This is a genomic window from Rossellomorea vietnamensis NBRC 101237 (assembly GCF_001591825.1).
Taxonomy (GTDB): domain Bacteria; phylum Bacillota; class Bacilli; order Bacillales; family Bacillaceae_B; genus Rossellomorea; species Rossellomorea vietnamensis.
This window is the reverse complement of the sequence record NZ_BCVQ01000026.1, coordinates 19,665-36,313: the sequence shown is the minus strand read 5'-3', so window position 1 is coordinate 36,313 and position 16,649 is coordinate 19,665. Positions and strand designations below refer to the sequence as shown.

The 16,649-nt window shown below is 46.7% G+C and carries 19 protein-coding genes; 13 read left to right on the top strand and 6 right to left on the bottom strand.

The annotated features are described in order from the left end of the window. Both BVI01S_RS13875 and BVI01S_RS13870 read left to right on the top strand, forming a co-directional pair. Nucleotides 1–1,212 carry an MFS transporter gene (locus BVI01S_RS13875; protein WP_082197508.1) on the top strand — a complete coding sequence of 404 codons (1,212 nt, stop codon included), beginning with the start codon at nucleotides 1–3 and terminating at the stop codon, nucleotides 1,210–1,212. Between the two features lie 43 nt (nucleotides 1,213–1,255). Beyond that, nucleotides 1,256–3,076, top strand: a complete 1,821-nt coding sequence (locus BVI01S_RS13870; RefSeq protein WP_244886942.1) for a transglycosylase domain-containing protein — start codon at nucleotides 1,256–1,258, stop codon at nucleotides 3,074–3,076. A 49-nt stretch (nucleotides 3,077–3,125) separates the two neighbouring features. Here BVI01S_RS13870 and BVI01S_RS13865 read toward each other — a convergent pair whose 3' ends face one another. Both BVI01S_RS13865 and BVI01S_RS13860 read right to left on the bottom strand, forming a co-directional pair. Further along, the gene (locus BVI01S_RS13865) at nucleotides 3,126–3,701 is read right to left on the bottom strand and encodes a DUF5366 family protein (protein ID WP_034763820.1); all 576 of its coding nucleotides are present in this window, start codon (nucleotides 3,699–3,701) and stop codon (nucleotides 3,126–3,128) included. Between the two features lie 163 nt (nucleotides 3,702–3,864). Next, a complete protein-coding gene (locus BVI01S_RS13860; RefSeq protein ID WP_034763817.1) occupies nucleotides 3,865–4,122 on the bottom strand; it encodes a hypothetical protein in 258 nt (85 codons plus the stop codon). Between the two features lie 301 nt (nucleotides 4,123–4,423). Here BVI01S_RS13860 and BVI01S_RS13855 point away from each other — a divergent pair, with 301 nt between their 5' ends. Genes BVI01S_RS13855 through mnhG form a run of 7 tightly spaced genes read left to right on the top strand, consistent with a single transcriptional unit; the run spans nucleotide 4,424 to nucleotide 10,188 of the window. Then, nucleotides 4,424–6,829: a Na+/H+ antiporter subunit A gene (locus tag BVI01S_RS13855; protein ID WP_061810644.1), complete on the top strand. Its 2,406-nt coding sequence runs from the start codon at nucleotides 4,424–4,426 to the stop codon at nucleotides 6,827–6,829. Then, on the top strand, nucleotides 6,826–7,260 hold the full coding sequence (locus BVI01S_RS13850) for a Na(+)/H(+) antiporter subunit B (RefSeq protein ID WP_034763813.1): 435 nt from the start codon (nucleotides 6,826–6,828) through the stop codon (nucleotides 7,258–7,260). Before BVI01S_RS13855 ends, BVI01S_RS13850 begins: the two co-directional genes overlap by 4 nt. Then, a complete protein-coding gene (locus BVI01S_RS13845) occupies nucleotides 7,260–7,601 on the top strand; it encodes a Na(+)/H(+) antiporter subunit C (protein WP_034763810.1) in 342 nt (113 codons plus the stop codon). Before BVI01S_RS13850 ends, BVI01S_RS13845 begins: the two co-directional genes overlap by 1 nt. Continuing rightward, nucleotides 7,594–9,075 (top strand): Na+/H+ antiporter subunit D, encoded by a 1,482-nt coding sequence (locus BVI01S_RS13840; protein ID WP_034763807.1) that lies wholly within the window; start codon nucleotides 7,594–7,596, stop codon nucleotides 9,073–9,075. Before BVI01S_RS13845 ends, BVI01S_RS13840 begins: the two co-directional genes overlap by 8 nt. Nucleotides 9,076–9,081: 6 nt before the next feature. Continuing rightward, the gene (locus BVI01S_RS13835) at nucleotides 9,082–9,558 is read left to right on the top strand and encodes a Na+/H+ antiporter subunit E (protein WP_061810643.1); all 477 of its coding nucleotides are present in this window, start codon (nucleotides 9,082–9,084) and stop codon (nucleotides 9,556–9,558) included. Further along, complete coding sequence (locus BVI01S_RS13830; RefSeq protein ID WP_061810642.1) at nucleotides 9,558–9,842, top strand: Na(+)/H(+) antiporter subunit F1; 285 nt, start codon at nucleotides 9,558–9,560, stop codon at nucleotides 9,840–9,842. Before BVI01S_RS13835 ends, BVI01S_RS13830 begins: the two co-directional genes overlap by 1 nt. After that, nucleotides 9,826–10,188: a monovalent cation/H(+) antiporter subunit G gene (mnhG, locus tag BVI01S_RS13825; protein ID WP_034763800.1), complete on the top strand. Its 363-nt coding sequence runs from the start codon at nucleotides 9,826–9,828 to the stop codon at nucleotides 10,186–10,188. Before BVI01S_RS13830 ends, mnhG begins: the two co-directional genes overlap by 17 nt. Before the next feature lie 54 nt (nucleotides 10,189–10,242). Here mnhG and BVI01S_RS13820 read toward each other — a convergent pair whose 3' ends face one another. Together BVI01S_RS13820 and BVI01S_RS13815 are read right to left on the bottom strand one after the other, a co-directional pair. After that, complete coding sequence (locus BVI01S_RS13820) at nucleotides 10,243–10,611, bottom strand: DUF2188 domain-containing protein (protein ID WP_061810640.1); 369 nt, start codon at nucleotides 10,609–10,611, stop codon at nucleotides 10,243–10,245. Nucleotides 10,612–10,687: 76 nt separating this feature from the next. Beyond that, the gene (locus BVI01S_RS13815) at nucleotides 10,688–11,071 is read right to left on the bottom strand and encodes a PaaI family thioesterase (protein ID WP_034763794.1); all 384 of its coding nucleotides are present in this window, start codon (nucleotides 11,069–11,071) and stop codon (nucleotides 10,688–10,690) included. A 164-nt stretch (nucleotides 11,072–11,235) separates the two neighbouring features. Between BVI01S_RS13815 and BVI01S_RS13810 the strand changes: the two genes are divergently transcribed. Next, entirely contained in the window at nucleotides 11,236–11,622 is a 387-nt protein-coding gene (locus BVI01S_RS13810) for a YuzC family spore coat inner layer protein (protein WP_061810638.1), read from the top strand. A gap of 57 nt (nucleotides 11,623–11,679) precedes the next feature. Here BVI01S_RS13810 and BVI01S_RS13805 read toward each other — a convergent pair whose 3' ends face one another. Continuing rightward, nucleotides 11,680–12,996, bottom strand: a complete 1,317-nt coding sequence (locus BVI01S_RS13805) for a Na+/H+ antiporter family protein (protein ID WP_034763791.1) — start codon at nucleotides 12,994–12,996, stop codon at nucleotides 11,680–11,682. Between the two features lie 175 nt (nucleotides 12,997–13,171). Here BVI01S_RS13805 and BVI01S_RS13800 point away from each other — a divergent pair, with 175 nt between their 5' ends. Further along, nucleotides 13,172–13,402 (top strand): hypothetical protein, encoded by a 231-nt coding sequence (locus BVI01S_RS13800; RefSeq protein WP_156477333.1) that lies wholly within the window; start codon nucleotides 13,172–13,174, stop codon nucleotides 13,400–13,402. 253 nt (nucleotides 13,403–13,655) lie between these two features. On the opposite strand, the gene BVI01S_RS13795 is transcribed toward BVI01S_RS13800, so the two are convergent. Beyond that, a complete protein-coding gene (locus BVI01S_RS13795; RefSeq protein WP_061810636.1) occupies nucleotides 13,656–15,161 on the bottom strand; it encodes a leucyl aminopeptidase in 1,506 nt (501 codons plus the stop codon). 157 nt (nucleotides 15,162–15,318) lie between these two features. Here BVI01S_RS13795 and BVI01S_RS13790 point away from each other — a divergent pair, with 157 nt between their 5' ends. Then, the gene (locus tag BVI01S_RS13790; protein ID WP_034763787.1) at nucleotides 15,319–15,798 is read left to right on the top strand and encodes a divergent PAP2 family protein; all 480 of its coding nucleotides are present in this window, start codon (nucleotides 15,319–15,321) and stop codon (nucleotides 15,796–15,798) included. A 10-nt stretch (nucleotides 15,799–15,808) separates the two neighbouring features. Then, entirely contained in the window at nucleotides 15,809–16,594 is a 786-nt protein-coding gene (locus BVI01S_RS13785; RefSeq protein WP_061810634.1) for an ABC transporter substrate-binding protein, read from the top strand. The last annotated feature ends 55 nt before the right edge of the window (nucleotides 16,595–16,649 follow it).

Below are 16,649 nucleotides of genomic sequence, written 5' to 3'. Positions count from 1 at the left end.
ATTTCACAAAAAAGAAAGAATCTAACCATCATGCTCATGGCCAATTTTCTGGTGGCGGCCAGCGCAACAATGGTGCTGCCTTTTTTATCCCTTTACATTGAAACCTTTGGCACTTACAGTCACGAATATGTACAGCGCTGGTCAGGTTTTGTCTTTGGAGTTACATTTTTAACGGCGTTCTTCATATCTCCCTTATGGGGTCGGATCGGGGATCGTTTTGGGTATAAACCGATCCTCCTCATCACGGGATACGGGATTGCAACGTCCATCTTCTTAATGGGATTCATGCATTCCGTCGGGGGACTGTTCATCCTGCGGGGGATCATGGGTGCGGTGACAGGGTTCATCCCTACATCGATGGCCCTCATTTCCTCCCAGACACCTAAGGAAGAAGCGGGAAGGACACTTGGCACCCTTCAGATGGGAACCGTATCAGGCGGTTTATTCGGGCCGGTGATTGGAGGACTGTTAGCAGACAATGTGGGCTTTTCCTACACGTTCATCTTCACTTCCATCGCCATTGCCACTGCTGCGACCGTCGTCCTATTCGGCATCGATGAACAAAGAAGCAGGGAACAACGGGATCAACGAAACAAATACTCGAGTAAAGAAGTCCTGCAGCATATCTTCAATCATAAATTACTCGTGACGGTCCTTATCCTATCCTGCCTGATTCAAGTGGCGAACTTCAGCATACAGCCGCTTCTCGCCTTGTATGTTGATGAACTCACTTCATCTAGTAATCTGGCATTTTTAGCGGGAATCGCCTTTTCCGCTACAGGATTCGGGAATTTGATTGCAACCAGACGGTGGGGAAAGCTTGGCGACGATATCGGGTACGAAAAGGTTTTATCCATCCTTCTCGTTCTCGCATCTATCTTCATCGTTCCACAGGCCCTGGCTGTCGAGCTATGGCAGCTTGTCCTTTTCCGGTTTCTGTTCGGAATTGCAATCGGCGGCATGATTCCATGCGTCACAGCATACATCCGTCAGGAAGCGCCTTTGAGTATGCAGGGGGAAGTCCTTGGGTATAACCAAAGCTTCCGGTTCCTTGGTAATGTAATCGGACCTGCCTTTGGAGGAGTCGTTTCCGGATATATTGGCATTTCTTCCGTTTTTTATGTAACAGGTGCTTTATTCTTGGGGGCATTTGGATTATTATGGTGGAGTATACATCATTCTGAAACCCCAAGTCATGTGAAAGATTACTAGAAAAGTAGAGTGAAATATGAGAGTTTTTGCAGGTTATATAACGGTGATTAGTTTTATGCTCATCTTCTTCACCACGTTATTTTTTGCGACGGGTGAATGGAACAAGGTACAAAGCTTTCAACAGGAGTTGGAGCATGCCGTGAGTACCGATTCCATCGACCTGAATCGTACAAGCTTACTTCTTGATGGGGACGGTAAGGTCTTTTCAGAAGTGAACCGCCCTTACCGTCTATATGTGCCGGACGAGAAGATCCCCCCATTCCTAAAGGATATTCTGGTCGCATCTGAAGATCAGCATTTTTACGAACACGTCGGTTTCGATGCTGGCGCAATCCTCCGGGCCGTCGTGAAGAATCTGGTGTTCACCCATATCCAACAGGGCGGGAGCACCATTACCCAGCAGCTCGCCCGAAACCTTTATCTGGGTCAGGAGAAAACCTATAATCGTAAACTGACAGAGTTGTTTTATGCCCATGAAATTGAACAATCCTTATCAAAGGATGAAATACTTGAGTTATATATGAACGTCATTTACTTCAGTAATGGAGTATACGGGATTGAAACAGCCTCCCAATACTATTTTCAAAAAAGCGTTACCGACCTTAACCAGGCGGAGATGGCGTTCATCGCTTCGATCCCGAATAATCCGGGTAAATATGATCCCCTTGACCATTTCGATCAAACGAAGGTTCGTCAGGAGCGTCTGCTCGATATTCTTGTAAACACGTCAAAGTTATCGAAGGATGAAGCGGAGAAATTAAAAAAAATGCCGATCACCCTGAATGTCCGCAAGAAGACCGACCTCTATCCCGACTATGCCTTTTATGTAGAAAACGAGCTGAAGGAACTGATCGCTCTAAACGAAGGATATAAGCTGGAACTGGAGAACGCCGCTTCTGAAGAGGAAAGGAATCGGATCGCCGGGAAGCTCGAGGAACGATTCCAAGACGTGATTTCGTCAGGTGTCAGGATTCAAACGGCGTTGCAGCCCGCTCTTCAACAAAAAAGTGTTCGGGCTTTGAATGATCAGCTGAATGAAGACTTACAGGGAGCCACCGTCACCATCGACAACAAGTCCAGAATGATTGTCGCCCTCTCCGGGGGCAGGGACTACCAGAAATATAATTTCAATCATGCGTTTCAAGCCTTCCGGCAGCCCGGTTCGGTTATCAAACCGCTGCTCGTGTACGGTCCATATATAGAGACATTCAAGGCAGGGATCAATGACAAAGTCAATGCCAATCAATACTGTGTCGGCGAGTATTGTCCGATCAACTATGGAGGAATCCAGCCAGGTACGGTGACATTGAAACAATCCCTGGCACAATCCTATAACGGCTCGGCGCTTCGTCTAATGGAAAAAGTCGGCATAGATAAAGCCTTCCAATCCATCTCCACTTTTTCCTTTGAAAGGGTGATCAAAGAAGATAAAACCTTCGCCTCTTCCGTTGGCGGCTTCACTTATGGAATGAGTCCCCTGGAATTGACGGATGCCTATACCTCTTTTATTGACGGCAGTTATCAGGAGAGTCATGCCATCATTTCCGTCAGGGACAGTCACGGAAAGATTCTTTATCAATGGAAAAAGGACCCGAAGAAAGTCTGGTCGGCAGACACCACTGCCAAAGTAAGAAAAATGCTCAATGAAGGGGCGACAGCCGGAACCGGAAGAGCCGCGTATGTATCCAAGCCATATGTAGGGATCAAAACCGGCACGACCAATAACTATCATGATTACTGGGTGATGGGTTTGACCGACACCCTTACGACAGGCGTTTGGGTCGGCCATGATATCCCACGTGATATGAGTGAAATCGAACGCCAGCGTCCAAGCCATAAAGTCTGGCAGGAAATCATGGAATGACTTTATAGTAAAAAAGCGTCTGCAGCATGTGCTGAAGACGCTTTTTCTATTATAATTTCACCTTCGACATAATCGGCAGGCTGGCCATCACTCCGTTATAGAGCTTCAAAAAAACAAAGAAGATCGTCAAAAATAACGAAGACCATGAGAATACCTGCAAACTCACCACTCCGAAGATCCCCCATTTTGAGAGGGACGGACTTATTTTATACACAAAGTAGATAAAATAAGCGAGTGAGCTTAGGGCAAAAATGATGAAAAGCCCTATAAAAGACTTAAGGCTCACCACAGACACCAAGCCCCCGATGAAGTAAATCATCGAGCCTGTACGGACAAGATTATACAACTGCCCATCTGAATCCGTGGCAAAAAACAGCATGGAGACCCCGTTAATGGTCTCAGCAATCAGTTTTAAAGCCGCGAACACCATAAAAAAGGCGACCATTAACAAGATCAAAATGGCAAGCTTAAGCTGTATATCGGATAAAAACTCCCTCATGCCCGGGTAGACACCGATTTTTTTAAATACGTCCACGAAGACTCCCACTCCATAAACGGAAAACGTGAGACTAAACAATAGTATCGAAAAAAGGGGTAAATAACTTGTTAAGTATGTATTTTTCACTTAAAACTCTCCCATAACGATTCTTCATCCACTCTCATCATAATCGTTTATGGATAGCTTGAAAAGGGTATAGAAACAGAAGGGACAATGACTATATACCTATCTACCCCTGTCGGACATTAAACAAAAAAACGCCCCTTCTGTTATGGAAGAAAGGGCCGTTTCATTGAAGGGAATGAGAATGGGGTACCACTCTGATATATTCCCTGGATCCAAATGGTTGTCTCCCGCGTACGGGTTCTTTCGTTATTTCCTCTTCCACTTCTTCCGATTCACCATATTGAACCGGTTTGACATTCATACTCGTCGGGTCTTCTGTCTCAATGAACCCCCGATTAAATCGATCCTCGGTTTCCACCATCCACGCAAAGCCAAAAAAAGCAAAAAATATGGTCGTAACCGCTACTGTTTTCTTTTTCATAACTTCACCACCTTATGGATAGGATTCTCCAATTTGACCGAAACTATTCTGGAAGTGTCGGAATTCGAGGAGAAAATCCAACAAATTTTCCACGTGCATTTCCACGTATCTTCATATTTAATACTTCTTGAAAGTTGTGATATGTATGGGATGCTGAGTAATGCAAGCATTTATTTTTTACGTTATAATGCTTTTTAGGGTTCAGCTTCGGTCGAGTAAGGAAGAATGTTGCCGAATGATGTATAGGGTTGACATAAGACCATGTTGAGAATAAACGATTATGATAAGAGGGGGGTTTTAAATGACTTTATTACATTGGGCAATTGTATCGCCTTTTTTATTTGCGATACTTATTCCATTTCTATATAAAGCATTTCGGAATGTACATACCGGCTGGTTCGTACTATTATTGCCGGCAGCTTTATTCACGTACTTTTTTCAATTCATCTCCATCACGAGAAATGGGGATACCGTCAAGGAAACCTTGGAGTGGATGCCTTCCTTCGGAATCAACTTCACCGCTTACGTAGATGGCCTTGGATTGCTGTTCGCCATGCTCATCACGGGGATCGGTTCACTGGTTGTCCTTTACTCCATTTATTACTTAGACAAGAAGAAAGAGCAATTACATAATTTTTATGTGTACTTAATGATGTTCATGGGAGCGATGTTGGGCGTTGTCCTTTCCGACAACCTGATCGTCCTTTATATGTTCTGGGAATTCACTTCCATTTCATCATTCTTATTGATCGGGTACTGGTATCACCGGGAACGTTCCAGATATGGAGCACAAAAATCCATGCTCATCACGGTATTCGGGGGACTCAGCATGCTTGGAGGATTCCTGCTCTTATATCTCATGGGCGGGACTTTCAGCATCAGGGAATTGGTCGGACAAGCTGATCAGCTTATGACACAGGCATTTTTCCTTCCTGCCCTGCTTCTAGTACTATTGGGAGCTTTCACGAAATCAGCTCAGTTCCCATTCCACATCTGGCTGCCCGATGCCATGGAAGCACCTACACCGGTCAGTGCCTATCTGCACTCTGCCACGATGGTTAAAGCAGGTATTTATCTTGTCGCCCGCTTAAGCCCGGTATTCGCAGAATCAAGCGTTTGGCTGTGGCTCGTTGGCGGCGTCGGGATTTTCACTTTATTCTGGGGTTCTTTCAACGCCGTGAAACAAACGGACCTGAAAGGAATCCTCGCCTTTTCCACCGTCAGTCAACTGGGTCTCATCATGTCCCTGTTGGGAGTGGGAGCGGCGGCTCTTCACTACACAGAGCTTGATGATAACATTTATATGGTGGCAACACTTGCCGCCGTATTCCATTTGATCAACCACGCGACCTTCAAAGGAAGTTTATTCATGGTCGTCGGGATCATTGATCATGAAACGGGTACCCGGGATATCCGAAAACTTGGCGGGCTGATGAACTTCATGCCCATCACGTTCACCATCGCCATCATCGGAGCATTCTCCATGGCCGGACTCCCTCCGTTCAACGGATTCCTTTCCAAGGAGATGTTCTTTACCGGGATGGTCAGGGTCCTTGAAATGGATATTTTCAACCTGGATACATTCGGCATGATCTTCCCGCTTCTTGCGTGGGTGGGAAGTGTGTTCACGTTTATTTACAGCATGATCCTGGTCTTTAAAACCTTTACCGGGAAGCATCAGCCTGAAAAGCTTGAAAAGAAACCCCATGAAGCCCCACTTGGAATGTTGATCTCACCGATCATCCTGGCTTCACTCGTGGTCATCTTCGGTTTCTTCCCGAATATCCTGTCAGAGCGGATCATCGCACCGGCAGTGGAGGCCATCACGCCAAGCCTGATCCAGGAGGGATATGAGGTCGACACGCATATTTCATTCTGGCATGGATTTACACCTGAGCTATTCATGACATTCGGGGTCATCCTATTCGGTATCCTGTTGTATCTCCTCCTTCCTTCATGGAAAAAGGTGTACAAATGGATCCCCGAGCGCTTTACGCTGAATTCTTTCTATGATGGAGGTCTCATCAAGAGTGAGCGTGGCGCACAAAACTTTACAAGTGGCTATATGACAGGGTTTATCCGTACGTATCTGGTGTACATCTTCTCTTTCTTGATTGCCATATCATTGTTTGCGATGTGGTTCAATGGGGCGTTCGCCATCAATTTGGAAGAAGTTGCTCCAGTCGGAATCTATGAGATTGCCATCGCGCTTCTCCTTGTCATCAGTTCTGTCACGATCCTGTTTGCGAAATCACGACTGACGTCCATCATTTCGCTTGGAGCTGCAGGGTATACCGTTTCACTATTCTTTGTATTATTCCGCGCTCCGGACCTGGCCCTGACACAGCTTGTCATTGAAACCGTGTCGGTGGCCCTGTTCTTACTTTGCTTCTATCACCTGCCTAAATTAAGCAGGCATGAAGAACGCATGCGGTTTAAACTCGGGAATGCACTCATATCGATCGGGGTCGGAGTGGTCGTCGCATTATTTGCCATCTCTTCCTACAGTTCGAAAATGTTTGAGTCCATTTCGAAGTATTATATTGAGAATACCCATGATAAAGCCGGCGGGGAAAACATGGTCAACGTCATCCTCGTAGACTTCCGTGGGTTTGATACGATGTTTGAAATTTGCGTCTTGGCGATTGCGGCACTCGGCATATTCTCCATGATCAAATTGCGCCTTACAAGGAGGGATGAAGGATGAAAACAAAAGTAAAAACGAATGATGTCATCCTGCAGACCGTCACCAATGTGGTCGCATTCATCATCATCCTGTTCTCGCTGCGCCTTTTCTTCTCGGGTCACTACACACCGGGGGGAGGGTTCATCGGGGGTTTGATGACGTCGGGGGCCATTGTATTACTGTTACTCGCTTATGACATCAAGACCGTCGCCACCATCTTACCGGTGGACTACAAGATCATCACGGCGATCGGCCTGTTCTTTTCAGTGGCCACGGGTGCCGGGGCTTTATTATTCGATGTTCCGTTCCTCACCCACGCGTACGATTATTTTCACCTTCCCCTATTAGGGAAGACATCGCTGCACACAGCGGTTCTCTTTGATACAGGCGTGTATCTGGTGGTCATCGGGGTCACCATGACCATCATTCAAACGATTGGGGTGAGCGAATAATGGAAATCATCATGGCCGTCGTCGTCGGAATCCTATTTACAAGCGCCGTGTACTTAATGTTATCCAAGAGCTTACTCCGGATCATCATCGGGACAGCCCTGTTAAGCCACGGTGCCCATTTATTGATCCTTTCCGTGAGTGGTCTTAAAGGGGGAGCTGCCCCTCTTCTCGGGGAACATGCTGAATCGTATGTCGATCCTTTGCCACAGGCATTGATCCTGACGGCAATCGTAATCAGCTTTGGAGTGACAGCTTTCTTCCTCGTTCTCGCTTATCGGGCATATCAGGAGCTTGGCACGGATAATATGGATCAGATGAGAGGTAACGAAGGAAATGACTAACTTATTAATACTACCGATTCTAATCCCGTTATTTACGGCGATTATCTTAATGTTTATCAGCAAATATGTGAAACTGCAACGAGGGATTTCAGCCCTGTCGACACTGGGAACTGTAGCAGCATCCCTCGTTCTGATCAATACGGTTCACCATGACGGAATCCAGACGGTGAACCTTGGAAGCTGGGAGGCTCCTTTTGGGATCACCCTCGTTTCCGACATGCTCTCTGCCTTACTTGTGACTACGACAAGTATCATAGCCTTTATCGTGCTTCTCTACTCGTTTAAGTCGATCGGGGTGGACAGGGAGCGATTCTACTATTATCCTGTCGTTCAGTTTCTATTGGTCGGAGTGAACGGGGCTTTCACGACAGGTGATATCTTCAACCTATTCGTCTTTTTCGAAGTCATGCTCATGAGCTCGTACGTTCTGCTGGTACTCGGCGGAACGAAGGCGCAGCTGCGTGAGGGGATCAAATACATTCTCGTGAATGTCATCTCCTCCGCACTATTCGTCATTACCGTTGCCTACTTGTATTCAGTCGTTGGAACGCTGAATATGGCAGATATTTCGAGGAAAATCGCCGAAGTGGATCAGCCTGGCATCATCACGAGCATCGCTATCCTGTTCCTATTGGTCTTTGGCCTTAAAGGTGCGATCTTTCCTCTTTACTTCTGGCTGCCGGGCTCTTACTATGCGCCACCGACACCGGTGCTCGCTCTGTTCGGAGCCCTGCTTACGAAAGTAGGCGTTTATTCGATTATCCGGACATACACGTTATTTTTCTATCACTATACCGGATTTACCCATGAAATCTTGAGCATACTTGCCATCCTGACCATGGTGCTCGGCTGTATCGGTGCCATAGCCTATTGGGATGTTAAGAAGATCATCATTTATAACATCGTCATTGCTGTCGGTGTGATTCTATTCGGGGTATCGACAATGAATCCTGAAGCACTCGAGGGTGCCGTTTATTACCTGGTTCATGACATGATCATCAAGGCAGCCTTATTCCTTCTGGTCGGCGTCATGATTGCCATCACAGGCACGGCCAATCTGAAGAAAATGGGGGGACTCATCAAGCACTATCCTTGGCTCGGGTGGACATTCCTTGTTGCAGCATTCTCCCTTGCCGGCATTCCGCCTTTAAGCGGTTTTATCGGGAAATTCTTAATCGTACGGGGAAGCTTTGCGGCAGGAGCCTATGTAGGGGCAGGAGTTGTCCTCGCATCCAGTCTGTTGGTGCTCTACTCTGTCATCAAGATCTTCCTGAATGGCATATGGGGAACCCCGAAGGAATATAACGGAGTGTCAAAGGGGGACGCCCGTTACTTATGGATGACGTCTGCTTTACTCGTCGTGCTGGCCGTATGTTACGGACTTGGTGCAGAAGCGGTGCGTCCACTCTTTTCACAAGCAACTGAAGTACTGGTGAATCCGAATCTCTATATAGACGCAGTGTTAAAGGAGTAATGTAGAATGGCTTTTCAAATATTATTAAACTTTTTCCTGGCCTTTGTCTGGATGTTTCTTTCGGTATCCTTTACTTCTCAGTCATTCTTTATTGGCTTTTTACTAGGATTGCTTGTTATCTTTGCATTCAGAAGATTTTTCAACTCACGGTTTTATTTATTACGGGTGGCTGCCGTGATCAGTTTACTCTTCCTCTTCCTGAAGGAACTGATCATGGCAAATATCTCGGTTTTGAAAACGGTTTTGAAACCGAAGTTGGACTTCCAGCCGGGCATCTTCGCTTTACCGACAGAATTAAAGACCGATTGGGAGATCACGCTCTTAGCGAATTTGATTACATTGACACCCGGGACGCTGGTCATGGATGTATCGTACGACAAGAAGATTCTTTATGTTCATGCCATCGATATGCCGGATGTCGATGAAGCCATCAATGAAATAAAGGATTCTTTTGAAAAAGCCATCATGGAGGTGAGCCGCTAATGTTACATCTGATCTTTCAAATCACGTTATTATGCGTCTCCATATCCATGCTCGGCCTCGTTTACCGAGTGGTGAAAGGTCCAACGACCCCTGACCGGGTAGTGGCACTCGATGCCATCGGGATCAACCTGATTGCCATCATTGCCCTCGTCTCGATGATGCTCGATACGTACGCTTTTCTGGAAGTGATCCTGCTTCTCGGGATCCTTGCTTTCATCGGAACCGTCGCCTTTTCAAAGTTCCTGGAGAAAGGGGAGATCATCGAACGTGAGCGAGATCATTAGATTTTTCATTGGATTCTTTTTGGTCATTGGAGGATTTCTCAGCCTGGTCACGGCTTTTGGCGTATTGAGACTTCCTGATGTATATACGAGAAATCATGCTGCTTCTAAAAGTGCGACGCTCGGGGTCATGTCGATCCTGCTCGCCACCTTTCTTTACTTTTATCTGGAGCATGGTCATTTCAATTCAAGGCTGATCCTGGCCATTGTATTCATCTTTGTCACAGCGCCGGTTGCCGGCCACCTCATCTCGCGTGCCGCCTATAATACCGGCGTCAAACTTTGGGATAAAAGTGTACGGGATGACTTAAAGGATAAAGAAGAATATGAGCGTCAGAACAGTCAATAAGGAAGCAAAAAGGCTTGACCCCAATTTATGAAGGGTCAAGCCTTTTTCTATTTCCTAGCGCTGATACAAGTGATCTTCAACGCTTCCATCCTGTTTATGCACAACCAGTGTCCCGGAATGATCCGTCACATAATCTTTCGCTTTCGATAGGAGTTTGTCCTTTGTACTCTCAACCAGGATGGCCCTCTTTCCGTCGGCCTTCTTCAACTGCCAGCCGTCGTCATGGGGCGTGACGTGATATTCAACCTTGTCCGGTTCACTTCCTTCTTCAGACTGGTGGGCACGGTCAGTGGCGATAGCAATCGCCCTTCCTTCTTCATACCCTTCATCCAACAGGGCATTGGCTATCTCAATGGCTTTGTTCCGTACGTCTCTTGGCAGGTTCTTCAGTGAAGCAGGATAATCATTTTTTGTCCAACTCATTTGTATGGCCTCCTAATGTATTGGTTAGTAATTGATTTCCCATTTTTTCACTGAATAAACATAAGGGTGTGTACGGTCAGCGTTTCGGTACCACTGCCATCGTGCAGCGCGATACACAGATCAATTGATCGTCCTCATCTGTAAGCTTGATGTCCCATACCATGGTGGTCCTGCCCTGATGCATGACCGTTCCCGTTGCTGTGACGATCCCTTCACGCTTCGCTTTAATATGATTCGCATTGATTTCTAAGCCGAAGCATATTTCTTTATCCAGATCGATCAATTGTACCGCCCCTACACTCGCAACGGTTTCTGCAAGTGCCACCGAAGCCCCTCCATGAAGGAAGCCAAACGGCTGTCTCGTCTGTTCATTCACCGGCATCGTCGCAATGACCTTCCCCTTTCCCAATTCTACAAATTCAATCCCTAACGCACTGATCAATGTGTTCTCTGTATTCACGTGAATTCCTCCATATCATAGTCTTCTCTACTACCTTTTCGAGAAAGTGCGTGAAAATCCTCTATTTTCCCTGCCCTAACCGTCCTGCGTTTAATCCATGAATAATCCGTTAAACAGTTTCATACATATCCTTAGAGCATTTTTAACGAAAGGGGTTTTCTGTTATGTATCGGTACCACCCTTTTTATCCACCAGTTCAACGCCCCTACTCACCGATCCACTCGAGGGCACACCCCTTTCCCTCCCATCATCGGAACTACCCTCCTGTCGAAACCAAAACATTCATGTCTTCGGCAGGTAAAACGTTGAACTTACTGGGAGATGCCCAGAAGGTGCTTCAGAAAATCAACACATCCAAAGACTTCTCCTCGAAATTCATGAATGCAGCACAGCAATCGAACGTACCTGAAGTACATAAATTACTTCAAACCATTGGTACAAGGGTACAGCCGATTGTATCGTTCAATCCCGATGGCGTCCGCCTCGTCTTTGACGAAAAGCTTGGACAGGTGGATTGCTGCCATTTAATCGTCATTATTCGTTGGATGTGATGGGGAATGAGTGCTGGTGCATAAAAAAAGAAGCGAGGGAGCCCCCGCTTCTTTTTTTTATAAAATGATCGCTGCGATCCAACCGAACAGGATCAATGGAATATTATAGTGTAAAAAGGTTGGGACACATGTATCCCAAATGTGGTTATGTTGTCCATCGGCATTCAGTCCCGCCGTCGGTCCAAGCGTACTGTCTGATGCCGGCGACCCTGCGTCACCAAGGGCACCTGCTGTTCCGACGATCGCAATCGTTGCGAGAGGGCTGAATCCGAGCTCCATGGCAAGTGGGACGAAGATGGCCGCTATGATAGGAATGGTGGCAAAGGAAGAACCGATCCCCATTGTCACCAGAAGCCCGACGACGAGCATGATGAGGGCAGCCAAAGCCTGGTTGCCGCCGATGACATCAGCCGTTGCCTTAACCAATGTTTCTACATCTCCTGTTTCCGTTACCACTGCTGCAAATCCTGATGCGGTGATCATGACAAAGCCGATAAAGGCCATCATTTTCATTCCATCATTCAGCAATCCGTCTGCTTCTTTCCATTTAACCGAGCCTGAAAGATACAGGACGGCAATACCTGCCAGTGCCCCAAAGATCATCGATTCCAACTGAAGCTGAACGTATAAGGCCACTACGATGGAAATGAGAGCGAAAACCATCGCTCTTTTATTGTAAACAACCTTTTCATCGGCAACGACTTCTTCCGCTTCGTTGTAGTCCCTCGGTTTGCGATAACTCACAAACACAGCAATCAGTAATCCGATTACCATTCCTCCTACAGGGAGAAGCATGGCTTTCGGAATATCGCCCAGGTTGATTTCCATTCCACTTGATGCCATGTTCTGAGCGATGATTTCATGGAATTGCAATCCGAAACCTACCGGTAATAGAATATACGGAGCCGTTAATCCAAACGTAATCACCGATGCAATCAAACGTCTATCGATACGCAATTCCGTCATCACCTTCAATAATGGCGGGATGAGAATCGGAATAAAAGCGATGTGAATCGGAATCACATTCTGAGAAAAACAAGCCATGATTAAAATAGAAATGACAATAAGTGCTTTCGAAAGGGCTGTCTTTCTTGAATCTCCTTTTTTCCCGACGACCTTTAACACCCAGTCCACGAGCAGATTCGGAATTCCCGTATAGGAAATCGCGACGGCAAATCCCCCTAGTAGTGCATAACTTAACGCGATGCTCGCCCCACCGCTGATTCCCTCTGTAAAGACGGATATCGTCTCGTCCAATCCCAGTCCGCCTGTCAGTCCCCCGACCAGCGCCCCAGTAATCAGAGCGAATACTACGTTCACCCGCGCAAGGCTCAATACGAGCATGACAAGAACCGCTATCACAACTGCGTTCATAACTGCTTCCTCCTTAAAATCTTGATGTATCGTTTTGTTGCTTTAGTTCGCTAAATTGGTAGAGTAATAAAATCACGATTTCAACTTTACCAAGATAAAGAGAGTTTGTCAACACTTTAGCAGGGTGAAAGATGGAGTGGGAATTTTTTCATAGGTTTGTAGGTGGTGGAGGCGCGTGGAGAAGGGTACGGCAAGGGTTGCAGAGGGGGGATTCCATTGTATGTTAATTGGCTGGATTTTTTCATATTCCGGCTGGATTCGGTTCCGATTCGGCCGGATTTTTCGTCATGTCGGCTGGATTCTAACCGGATTCGGCTGGATTTTTCATATTTTCGGCTGGATTCCCTTCCACCGACGGCCGGATCCAATCTCCTTACGACGCCAATCCCCCTCCATCAAGCGATGAAGTACGTATAGACCCCGGCCTGGTCGGGGTAATTGCGTCATTTTGCAAAGTTATCGCGTCGTTTTTCAATTTATTGCGTCATTTCAAAAGGAATCGCGTCATTTTTTCTTTATTTGCGTCATTTACCAATCATCCCCAAATTTCACTTCTCTCCGAAACACATCTCACCAAATCCTCCATAAAAAAAAGAGCCCCCTTCCAGCGCCCACAATCTCAGGCACTGAAACAAGACTCTTCCATTGTACAAATGACGTTATTTCTCTAATGGGACAAAACGTTCGACCAGTAAGGCAAGGGTTCTTGCCATGACGCCTGTAGCACCTGATGGACCGAGATCATGGCTTCCTTTTGTGGTAGCCGTCCCGGCGATGTCCAGGTGTACCCAAGGCAGACCTTCGGCAAATTCACCAACGAACGCTCCACCCATGATGGCATGGCCGGCGCGTCCAGGTGAGTTGTTCAAGTCGGCAATATCACTTCCGCGGACACGCTTTTTATCATTTTCCGTATAAGGAAGGCGCCAGATAAATTCACCTGATTCCCCTGAAGCTTCCAGCACCTGCTCGAAGAATGCTTCATGATTCGTGAGGGCACCGGTTTTATCCTCACCGAGAGCCACGATGACTCCACCAGTCAAGGTTGCAACGTCCACTAAATAGTTGGCTCCTTGATGCTTTGCATAGGTCATGCCGTCAGCAAGCGCGAGACGCCCCTCTGCGTCCGTGTTCAACACTTCGATGGTCTTACCGCTCATGGAGGTAATCACATCGTCAGGCTTGAATGCAGAGCCGCTCACCATATTGTCCGTGGACGGGATGACGGCAACGACGTTTTGCTCCGGTTTGATTTCACCGATGATTTCCATGGCACCCAGAACAGCAGCTGCGCCACCCATATCGGTTTTCATACCGACGATTCCATCTTTGGGCTTCAGGGAATAGCCGCCTGTGTCAAACGTGATCCCTTTTCCGACTAAACCGATGACATCCTTCCAATCCTCTTTCCCGTTGTACTTAAGGACGATCATCTTGGGAGGTTCCACGGATCCCTGATTCACGGCAAGAAGTGCGCCCATTCCAAGGTGCTCCATTTCTTCCTTGTCGAGGATTTCCACCTCAAAGCTGTATCTTTCTGCCAATTCCAGAGCGTACTCTGCCAATTTTGTAGAAGTTAATAGATTACCAGGTGTATTCACCAGTGTACGGGCTGAGTTTACTCCATTCCCGAAGGCAGAACCAATGTGTAAAGCCGTCTCGACTTCCTTCGAATCTCCTTTTGTAAAAAATTCGATCGCTTCTACATGTACTTCCGGTTCATTTGATTTTTTCTTATAACCGTCGAATTCATATGTAGACATCGTAAAGGCTTCCATGAAGGCATGGGCCACATCCGTTGCCACCATCTCCTCAGAAACAAATGTATCCAGTGCGACTGAAAACGAGGACACTTTCATATTCTTTAAAGTTTTGGACGCAGAGCCCAATGATTCTTTTAAAAGATCAAATGTCAGCTCTTTGTGTTTTCCAAGTCCTACGAATACGATTCTTTTTGCTTCGAGTTTTCCAAACGTATGTATCTTGGATACCTTCTTGTTCTTGGAAGAAATGTCCCCATCCTTCACAAGCTGTGTTAGATAGCCTTCAAACTTATGATCGAGCTCTTTTAGCTCCCCTTCGAATGTTGGCTGATTGTAAATACCTACGACTAGGCATTCTCCATTCGCATTGGTTACTTCATTTTGATTGATTGAAAATTTCATGTTTACCGACACCTCCATTCTCTATTATAGCGAAGATGTCCAATTATTTCGACTTTCTAACAATCTGCTCCTCAAAGTTATACGAGGGGTGGATGGGGTATGGTATAATGAGAACATTATTTTTATTCAAACAATTGAAAGGGTGGCATTTCACAGCATGGAAGTACTGTTTAATTTTCCATTATGGGCGTCTTTATTTTCGATCTTTTTTGCTCAGTTTGTAAAGGTTCCCATTCAGTTTATCGCGACGAGGGAATGGAACTGGTCATTGATCACCTCAACAGGGGGGATGCCGAGTTCCCATTCAGCGGCCGTGACGGCACTATCTACCGGGGTTGCCCTTGAAGTGGGACTCTCTTCTCCTATCTTCGCCGTATCTGCCATGTTTGCCATCATTACGATGTTTGATGCAACGGGTGTCAGAAGGCAGGCAGGAGAACAGGCGATCGTCCTCAATCAATTGATGGTGGACTTCCAAAGATTCATGTCAGAGGCTAAAGGCTGGCAGAACAAGCCTGAACAGGAGAAGCGCAAGGAGCTGAAGGAATTACTGGGACACAAACCGATTGAGGTATTCTTCGGGGGACTGTCAGGAATCATCCTGACCCTTCTGCTTCATTATCTATTCATCGTCTAGGAGTGTGATCATGAAAATCGTATCCATTTGCCCCAGTAATACAGAAATCATCGATTACCTGGGATTGACACCTCTTCTTGCAGGCGTGGATGATTACTCCGACTATCCGTCAGAGGTAAAATCCCTTCCGCAGCTCGGACCGGATCTATCGATTAATATAGATAAGCTGGAGTCATTGAAGCCGGATTTGGTGTTTTCATCCTTAAGCGTCCCAGGCATGGAGAAAAATATAGAAGAACTCGAAAAGAGGAATATCCCACACATCACCCTGAACCCCCAGAGCTTCACTGACATTGCAGATGATCTCCTGACAGTGGGGAAAGCCTGTGGGATCGAGGAGCATGCCATCGAACGCCGCCAGGAATTCCTCGGTACTGTCGAACGCTTAAAGACGATCGGGGAAAAGGTTTCACATCCTCCCTCCCTTTACTGGGAATGGTGGCCGAAACCCGTCTTCACCCCTGGAAGGGTCAATTGGCTGACAGAATTAAGCACAATGGTCGGTGCACGCAACCTTTTTGACGATGTGGACCTGGCAAGTGTTCAAACCGATTGGGAGGACGTATTGAAGCGAAATCCGGATTATATCTGCCTGGCATGGGTCGGCGTCAGGCAAAGCAGGGTCAAGCCTGAGATCGTAAAGAACCGCCCTGATTGGAATACACTCGACGCTGTACAGGAAGACCGGATTTTCGTCCTGGAAGAAGCCCTCTATTGCAGGCCATCCCCCCTTCTGTTAAAAGGGGCCGTGAAACTTGCCCGGTTGCTTCATCCCGATTTATATGATGAAACATAAAAGAACATGCCTGCTCACTTAGTAGCGAGCAGGCATGTTCTTTTTTTCTTATTCC

Bases quoted from the DNA above. Each gene is read 5' to 3' on its own strand.
- BVI01S_RS13860 (WP_034763817.1), bottom strand. From the start codon at position 4,122: ATGAAAAAGAAAACAGTAGCGGTTACGACCATATTTTTTGCTTTTTTT.
- BVI01S_RS13855 (WP_061810644.1), top strand. From the start codon at position 4,424: ATGACTTTATTACATTGGGCAATTGTATCGCCTTTTTTATTTGCGATA.
- BVI01S_RS13850 (WP_034763813.1), top strand. From the start codon at position 6,826: ATGAAAACAAAAGTAAAAACGAATGATGTCATCCTGCAGACCGTCACC.
- BVI01S_RS13845 (WP_034763810.1), top strand. From the start codon at position 7,260: ATGGAAATCATCATGGCCGTCGTCGTCGGAATCCTATTTACAAGCGCC.
- BVI01S_RS13840 (WP_034763807.1), top strand. From the start codon at position 7,594: ATGACTAACTTATTAATACTACCGATTCTAATCCCGTTATTTACGGCG.
- BVI01S_RS13835 (WP_061810643.1), top strand. From the start codon at position 9,082: ATGGCTTTTCAAATATTATTAAACTTTTTCCTGGCCTTTGTCTGGATG.
- BVI01S_RS13830 (WP_061810642.1), top strand. From the start codon at position 9,558: ATGTTACATCTGATCTTTCAAATCACGTTATTATGCGTCTCCATATCC.
- BVI01S_RS13820 (WP_061810640.1), bottom strand. From the start codon at position 10,611: ATGAGTTGGACAAAAAATGATTATCCTGCTTCACTGAAGAACCTGCCA.
- BVI01S_RS13810 (WP_061810638.1), top strand. From the start codon at position 11,236: ATGTATCGGTACCACCCTTTTTATCCACCAGTTCAACGCCCCTACTCA.
- BVI01S_RS13805 (WP_034763791.1), bottom strand. From the start codon at position 12,996: ATGAACGCAGTTGTGATAGCGGTTCTTGTCATGCTCGTATTGAGCCTT.
- BVI01S_RS13795 (WP_061810636.1), bottom strand. From the start codon at position 15,161: ATGAAATTTTCAATCAATCAAAATGAAGTAACCAATGCGAATGGAGAA.
- BVI01S_RS13790 (WP_034763787.1), top strand. From the start codon at position 15,319: ATGGAAGTACTGTTTAATTTTCCATTATGGGCGTCTTTATTTTCGATC.
- BVI01S_RS13785 (WP_061810634.1), top strand. From the start codon at position 15,809: ATGAAAATCGTATCCATTTGCCCCAGTAATACAGAAATCATCGATTAC.